The 6,910-nt window shown below is 60.3% G+C and carries 8 protein-coding genes; 5 read left to right on the top strand and 3 right to left on the bottom strand.

What is annotated here, in order from left to right; all coding sequences use genetic code 11:
• Nucleotides 1-349, top strand: a 349-nt coding sequence (locus K9B32_RS26915) for an electron transfer flavoprotein subunit alpha/FixB family protein (protein ID WP_224568060.1), incomplete at its 5' end; no start/stop codon positions are given.
• A 148-nt stretch (nucleotides 350-497) separates the two neighbouring features.
• Nucleotides 498-1,379 carry a 3-hydroxybutyryl-CoA dehydrogenase gene (locus tag K9B32_RS26910; protein ID WP_007789382.1) on the top strand — a complete coding sequence of 294 codons (882 nt, stop codon included), beginning with the start codon at nucleotides 498-500 and terminating at the stop codon, nucleotides 1,377-1,379.
• Between the two features lie 34 nt (nucleotides 1,380-1,413).
• Here the strand turns inward: K9B32_RS26910 and K9B32_RS26905 are convergent, their stop codons facing one another.
• Entirely contained in the window at nucleotides 1,414-1,944 is a 531-nt protein-coding gene (locus tag K9B32_RS26905; RefSeq protein ID WP_224568058.1) for a hypothetical protein, read from the bottom strand.
• Nucleotides 1,945-2,491: 547 nt separating this feature from the next.
• On the opposite strand from K9B32_RS26905, the gene K9B32_RS26900 reads away from it, so the two are divergent.
• The gene (locus tag K9B32_RS26900) at nucleotides 2,492-3,898 is read left to right on the top strand and encodes an adenylate/guanylate cyclase domain-containing protein (protein ID WP_224568056.1); all 1,407 of its coding nucleotides are present in this window, start codon (nucleotides 2,492-2,494) and stop codon (nucleotides 3,896-3,898) included.
• Between the two features lie 182 nt (nucleotides 3,899-4,080).
• Here K9B32_RS26900 and K9B32_RS26895 read toward each other — a convergent pair whose 3' ends face one another.
• The gene (locus K9B32_RS26895) at nucleotides 4,081-4,245 is read right to left on the bottom strand and encodes a hypothetical protein (RefSeq protein ID WP_224568054.1); all 165 of its coding nucleotides are present in this window, start codon (nucleotides 4,243-4,245) and stop codon (nucleotides 4,081-4,083) included.
• 381 nt (nucleotides 4,246-4,626) lie between these two features.
• Between K9B32_RS26895 and K9B32_RS26890 the strand changes: the two genes are divergently transcribed.
• A complete protein-coding gene (locus tag K9B32_RS26890) occupies nucleotides 4,627-4,767 on the top strand; it encodes a hypothetical protein (protein ID WP_224568052.1) in 141 nt (46 codons plus the stop codon).
• A 4-nt stretch (nucleotides 4,768-4,771) separates the two neighbouring features.
• Here the strand turns inward: K9B32_RS26890 and tlpA are convergent, their stop codons facing one another.
• Nucleotides 4,772-5,434, bottom strand: a complete 663-nt coding sequence (gene tlpA, locus K9B32_RS26885) for a thiol:disulfide interchange protein TlpA (RefSeq protein ID WP_224568050.1) — start codon at nucleotides 5,432-5,434, stop codon at nucleotides 4,772-4,774.
• Between the two features lie 41 nt (nucleotides 5,435-5,475).
• Here tlpA and argH point away from each other — a divergent pair, with 41 nt between their 5' ends.
• The gene (gene argH, locus K9B32_RS26880) at nucleotides 5,476-6,876 is read left to right on the top strand and encodes an argininosuccinate lyase (protein ID WP_224568048.1); all 1,401 of its coding nucleotides are present in this window, start codon (nucleotides 5,476-5,478) and stop codon (nucleotides 6,874-6,876) included.
• The last annotated feature ends 34 nt before the right edge of the window (nucleotides 6,877-6,910 follow it).

Here is a 6,910-nt window from a genome sequence, read left to right as displayed (position 1 = left end):
AATCATCATCTCCGGTGGCCGGGCGCTCGGCTCGGCGGAGAAGTTCAGGCAGGTCATCCTGCCGGTTGCCGACAAGCTCGGAGCCGCGGTCGGCGCCTCGCGCGCTGCCGTCGATGCCGGTTACGCCCCGAACGACTGGCAGGTCGGCCAGACCGGCAAGGTCGTGGCGCCCGATCTCTACATCGCCTGCGGCATCTCCGGCGCCATCCAGCACCTCGCCGGCATGAAGGATTCGAAGGTCATCGTCGCCATCAACAAGGACGAGGAGGCCCCGATCTTCCAGGTCGCCGACTACGGTCTCGTCGCCGACCTGTTCGATGTCCTGCCGGAACTGCAGAAGGCGCTTTGAACCGAGCAGATGCCTTCATTTCGCACTTGCGAATGACTGGAAAATTATCATTTTAAGGGCTACTACTTCTGCCGGGCGATCATTTGCCCGGCAGTTCTGTTAGAAAAATGCGGCAACGCGGGGGCGTATGCCGAGCGGGGGTTTGGAGATGAGTGCGGTGTTGAAGACAATTGGTATCATCGGCGCAGGCCAGATGGGTTGCGGTATCGCACAGGTCTCGGCAGATGCAGGCTACAAGGTCCAGCTCTACGATCTCTCCGACGAACGCGTCCAACATGGTCTCGCCACCATCAACGGCAACCTTGCCCGCCATGTGACGAGCGGCAAGATGACGGACGACAAACGTTCCGCCACCCTCGCCCTGATTTCCGGCTCCTCCGACATCAACGATCTCGCCGCTTCCGACCTTGTGATCGAAGCTGCGACCGAGGACGAAAGCGTCAAGCGCAAGATCTACGCCCAGGTTTGTCCCGTCCTGAAGCCGGAAGCGATCCTCGCCACCAACACATCCTCACTCTCGATCACGCGGCTTGCCTCCGCCACCGACCGCCCCGAGCACTTCATGGGCATCCATTTCATGAACCCGGTGCCGGTCATGAAGCTGGTCGAACTCGTGCGCGGCATCGCCACGGAAGAGAGCACCTTCGCCACCGCCAAGGAATTCGTCGCCTCGCTGGAAAAAACGGTGACGGTTGCCGAGGATTTCCCGGCTTTCATCGTCAACCGCATCCTGCTGCCGATGATCAACGAAGCGATCTACACGCTTTACGAAGGCGTCGGCACCGTTGATGCGATCGACACCGCCATGAAGCTCGGCGCCAATCATCCGATGGGACCGCTGCAACTTGCCGATTTCATCGGCCTCGACACCTGCCTGTCGATCATGCAGGTGCTGCACGACGGACTGGCCGACTCCAAATATCGTCCCTGCCCGCTGCTGGTGAAATATGTCGAAGCAGGCTGGCTTGGCCGCAAGTCCGGCCGCGGCTTCTACGACTATCGCGGCGACACGCCGATCCCGACCCGCTAAGACACCAACCGAGCTGGCGAACCATCAAAGCAGCCTATGCGCCACGGGCGTCGCGCTTCGCCTGTGAAACGGCGCCGGCCTTCCGCAATCTGCCTCGCTCCATCGGACGGATGAGATTCTTGCGCTTCGAGCTTTCGATCGAGTGCATGCCGGCATGCGCCTGACGTGTGTTGAATGCCTCGTCCTTCTCGCTTTTCGCTTCTTTCCTTCGCGCCAACGCGGCCCGCAGATTCTCGACCATCTGAACTTTAGCAAGCATTCTGCGCCGGCGGGCTTGTTCGGCATTCACACTACGCACGCCCATGGCCAGAACTTCGAGTTTAGCCCGCGTGCCCGTATCTTTGCGCGCTGGTGTCGCCCCTTTGGGTTGCGCCTTGCCCCTGATTTCCCTGCGCTGCCTATTCGCCTCGCTTTGCGCCCGATCGCGCCTTTCCCGTATGCGCTTGGCAAGATCGGAGAGATCAGCATCCGACAGATCCTGCATTGCCGGATGGTGGGTTTTCTGAACGAGCTGCCATTCGTCCGCCGTTAGCAAACGCTCTGCCTGCTTGCGCGAAATTGCCATCTACGCCTCCTATGCTGTCGCACCAGTGAACTGACTTGCGTTCGAATAGGGCTCGCCTGCGCCCGGGGCGAAGCGAGCTGAAGCTTCAAAAGCTTGGGAGATGCCGTCTCCCTGGCCATCCATTTTGGCGGCTTGACTATCGCTAGGCGCGCGACTGCATCTCATTCACAATCTAGCGCCGTATGGCGAGCTCGGCAATGGCCTTCAATATCGGTGGTCGCACGATCTCTTTCGAGGAAACACTCCAGGTTGTCGCCTGGCAACGAGCCGCGTCGCACAACGGGCTCGGACCATGGATGCCGCAATGAATGACGGAGCGCCAGATGCCACCCTGACAAAAGTTCAGCGTTGACTCTCCTCATATAAGCAAATGCCATCACTGGGGCTTCATGACGGCCTGCGACCGGAAGGCTAAGTCCAAATAAAATCAAACAGAGCGGGAGGCGAGCAGCATCCAGGCGTCGAGATTTCTATCGGCAGCTTCCCGTGTTATGATCGCGCTACTGGCGTCGTCCGCCGTGGGGTTATACGCACGGAGACCTGTCGAATGAGCGAAGTGGACGTGCTTTTTGCGACCTTGCGACAGGCGGCTGACCCGCAGACGGTCGAGTGCATCGAGACCGTTGTCATGCATGGCTCGGATCGCGATCTCAACCGCATCAATGCGCTCGCCTTCGCCGATGCGCATCATCTCGATGAAGAAAAAACCATCGCGGCGCTGCTCCATGCAGCCCGCATAGGCGCGTTCGAGATGACCTGGAATGTGCTTTGCCCGGGATGCGGCGGCGTCCTTGACACCGGCGCAACCCTGAAGGGAGTTGTCCAAGAGACCTACCATTGCGCGCTTTGCGCGGCCGGATACGAGCCAACCCTCGACGAAATGGTCGAGGTAACCTTTACGGTCAGTCCGAGAGTGCGCAGGATTGCTGCCCACGAGCCCGATCGGTTGCCTCCACTTGAGTATTACCGGCAAATCTTCTTCAGTTCCGGGGTCGATCTGCCCGATGACTTCGAAGCGCGGTTCGCACGCATCGTATTGGAGATGATCGAGTTGGCGCCGGGCGAGAAGGCTTTCGTCTCACTACAACTGCCGGCGCAATTCGTCATCATCTTCGATGCGGTGACACACTCGGCACAGTTCATCGACGTGAAAGGTGAGCCCACCCACGAACGTCAGAACCTCTCAATGGTCATCAGCCAGGCGCATGCGCTGAACGAAACGATTACTTTTTGTCCCGGCGTTCTCCGGCTCACCCTCGAGAACCACACCGATCGCAGAGTGGTACCGAACGTCTGCGTCGCCGGAGACGACCTGCACGACCTACTGGGCCGCAGACGAGCCTTTCTGACCGCCAAGCGCCTGCTGACGAACCAGAGCTTCCGCGACATCTATCGGACAGACACACTTGACGTGGACCAGCGTCTCCAGATCACAAGTCTGACCTTCCTCTTCACTGACTTAAGGGGCTCGACCGCCCTTTACGAGCGCGTCGGCGATCTTGCCGCCTTCGATCTGGTGCGAGCACATTTCAGGGTTCTTCACGAGATCGTCGCCACAGAGACCGGAGCGGTCGTGAAGACCATAGGGGATGCGGTGATGGCAACTTTCCCGAGCCCCGATCGCGCGGTGGCGGCCGCGCTGCGGATGCGGCAGGCGATGCTTCGGCTAAATGCCGAACGCGGCAGTGACGATCTCCTCCTGAAGATCGGCATCCATGAGGGACCATGCCTGGCAGTCAGCCTGAACGACCGGCAGGACTATTTCGGCCAGACCGTCAATATCGCTTCCCGCGTACAGGGTCTTGCTGATCCCAATGTGATCCTGACGACGGAGGCGATTGTCGGGGATGCCCAAGTTTCAGAGATCTTACGAGACAGCGGCATCACATCGGTCTCCCGGATGGAGGAACTGCAGGGCATCGGGAGGGAGGTCAGGATCTTCGCCCTGTCATGAACTTCGTCAGATCTTCTACGTCGTGCGAACTTCAGCAGGGCCTCACCGGCAGTTTGACATGACCTCGGTACGGCCAGCTCGGGCCAACGTTTCATTGTGGTGTTTGCAGCTGTCGCCATAGCCTTGCTGCCGATCGCTGCCGAACGAGATCGGCTTCGACGGTGGCGAGAGCATGCTGGTTTTCACGCAACCAGACGTGCTGCGATCAATCCGAAGAACGCCACAAGGACCAGGCCCGTGGCCATCAGACCTTGACCGAACTTCGGGCCTCTGTGACGCCCTTGATAGCGTCCGGCAATAGTGTCGCGTTCCTTTGTCAGATAGTCGATTCCATGCCGACCGAACATGCGTGTCTCCACCAAACAGCCCTAGTGGAGCGAGCTTGCATGTTCCAGCATATGAAATCGATATGGCGACGCGGCGCCGAAAATAGAAACTGCATTATAGCCAGAGCGGCGGTCAGCTTGCGACCCAAAGGATAAAAGCCAGTCCGGCGAAGAACGCCGCAAGCACGAGTGCGAGCCTGACGAAGATCCAGACATCGTCTGCGCGATCGAACGCGACTTCGTGCATCTCGGCGTTCCAAGACGGTCGACCTTGAGCCACCTGACGCGTCAGTTTTGCTTTTAAAGGGGGAATCCCAACTCCAAGACTGTCGTCACGATCAATGATCGCGTCCACTCATGCGCTCGATCCTGATCATAGCGAGAGTGCCAGTAGAGGTTCACGTGCGGCGCGGGAACATCGATGGGCGGTTCGACAAGGCGGAACTTCCCGCCGCGACCGCCCCGTCTCCCGAGATGATCGACGCGGTGACGCGCTGCTGCGCCGAGAACAATATCGCGATCGTCGGCCAACCGCTCGCCTAGTGCCTCACGTCCCAACCGCACCCTTGATCAGCGCCTTGGCGTCGTCGCTGTCCCAGGCGGCGGGGCCGTTCATGGCGGAGATCAGGCAGCCCTTGGCGTCGATCAGAAGCGTGACCGGCAAGCCGAAGGCGAGCCCCTCCTTCTTCAGGCTGTTGAAGACCTCGATGGTGTTGTCGCGATAGAACTGTAGCGCATCGACACCGATTTCCCTGAGGAAGGCCTTCGGCTTCTCGTCGTCGCCGGTATCGATGTTGACGGGAACGACCTGGAACCTGTCGCTGCCCAACTCCTTCTCCAGCGCGTTCAGAGCCGGCATTTCCTCGCGGCACGGCACGCACCAGGTTGCCCAGAGATTGAAGAGCACGGTCTTGCCGGCAAAACTGTCGAGCGTCATGGGCTTGCCGTCGGGGCCCTTGAAAGCAACCGTGGTGAGCTTGCGGTGCTCGTCAGGAGCAACCATCGCCGCCACTTGTCCCTTGAGCAGCGGCGCAATCCTCGTGGCGATGTCCTTTGAAGCCGCGCATTCGCCCGACGCCGTTTGCGTCCCGCCATTGCCAGACCCGGCTTCCCTGATGTAAACCGCTGCCGCACCGGCAATAATGCCTGCGACGGCCGCGATCCCAATCAGCTTCAGGGATGGCAGGCGCAGGGGCGTTCTTGTCGTCATTTCATTCTCCGAGACACGCGTTCTTCAAGGCAGGCATCGTCATGGCCGACAGCACGGACACCAAATCCTCCAACCAGATGTGGGGCGGACGTTTCGCTTCCGGCCCAGATGCGATCATGGAGGAGATAAATGCCTCGATCGGTTTCGACAAGAAGCTGTTTGCGCAGGATATCCGCGGTTCGATCGCCCACGCCACCATGCTCGCCCACCAGGGCATCATCCAGGCGGACGATAAAGACAAGATCGTTCAAGGACTAAGCACGATCCTGTCAGAGATCGAAAGCGGCAATTTCGAATTCTCCCGCCAGCTCGAAGACATTCACATGAATGTCGAGGCACGCCTTGCGACGTTGATCGGCCCGGCCGCCGGCCGCCTGCACACGGCGCGCTCCCGCAATGACCAAGTCGCGCTCGACTTCCGCCTCTGGGTCAAGGAAGAGCTTCAGAAGACCGAGCAGCTGCTGACCAACCTGATATCAGCCTTCCTCGACCGCGCCGAAGAGCATGCCGACACCGTCATGCCGGGCTTCACGCATCTGCAGACGGCGCAGCCCGTCACTTTCGGCCATCACTGCATGGCCTATGTCGAAATGTTCGGCCGCGACCGTTCGCGCGTGCGCCATGCCATCGAGCATCTGGACGAAAGCCCGATCGGTGCGGCGGCCCTCGCAGGCACCAGCTATCCGATCGACCGCCACATGACGGCAAAGGCACTCGGCTTCCGCGAGCCGACCCGCAATTCGATCGATACTGTCTCGGACCGCGACTTCGCAATCGAGTTCCTAGCGATCGCAGCCATCGCAGGCATGCACCTGTCGCGCCTGGCTGAGGAAATCGTCATCTGGTCGACGCCGCAATTCGGCTTCGTGCGCCTGTCGGACGCCTTCTCCACCGGCTCGTCGATCATGCCGCAGAAGAAGAACCCTGACGCCGCCGAACTGGTGCGCGCCAAGACCGGCCGCATCAACGGCTCGCTGGTGGCGCTTCTCACCATCATGAAGGGCCTGCCGCTCGCCTATTCCAAGGACATGCAGGAAGACAAGGAACAGGTCTTCGACGCTGCCGAAAGCCTGGAACTGGCGATCGCCGTGATGACAGGCATGGTGCGCGACATGACAATCAATGCCGCGCGCATGAAGGTGGCGGCCGGCTCCGGCTATTCGACGGCAACCGACCTTGCCGACTGGCTGGTGCGCGAGGCGGGTCTGCCGTTCCGTGACGCCCACCATGTGACTGGCCGCGCCGTGGCGCTTGCCGAAAGCAAGGGTTGCGATCTTGCCGAGCTGTCGCTTGCCGACTTGCAGGCGATCAATCCTGAAATCACCGACAAGGTCTACGATGTGCTGACGGTTGAGGCATCGGTCGCAAGCCGCAAGAGCTTCGGCGGCACTGCGCCTTCGGAAGTGCGCAAGCAGATCGCCTACTGGCGGGCCCGCAACTGACCTCAACAATCAGGGTGCACAAGGTGGATAAACT

Source organism: Rhizobium sp. 3T7 (assembly GCF_020166565.1).
Lineage (GTDB): Bacteria > Pseudomonadota > Alphaproteobacteria > Rhizobiales > Rhizobiaceae > Rhizobium.
This window is presented reverse-complemented; position numbering and strand designations above follow the sequence as displayed.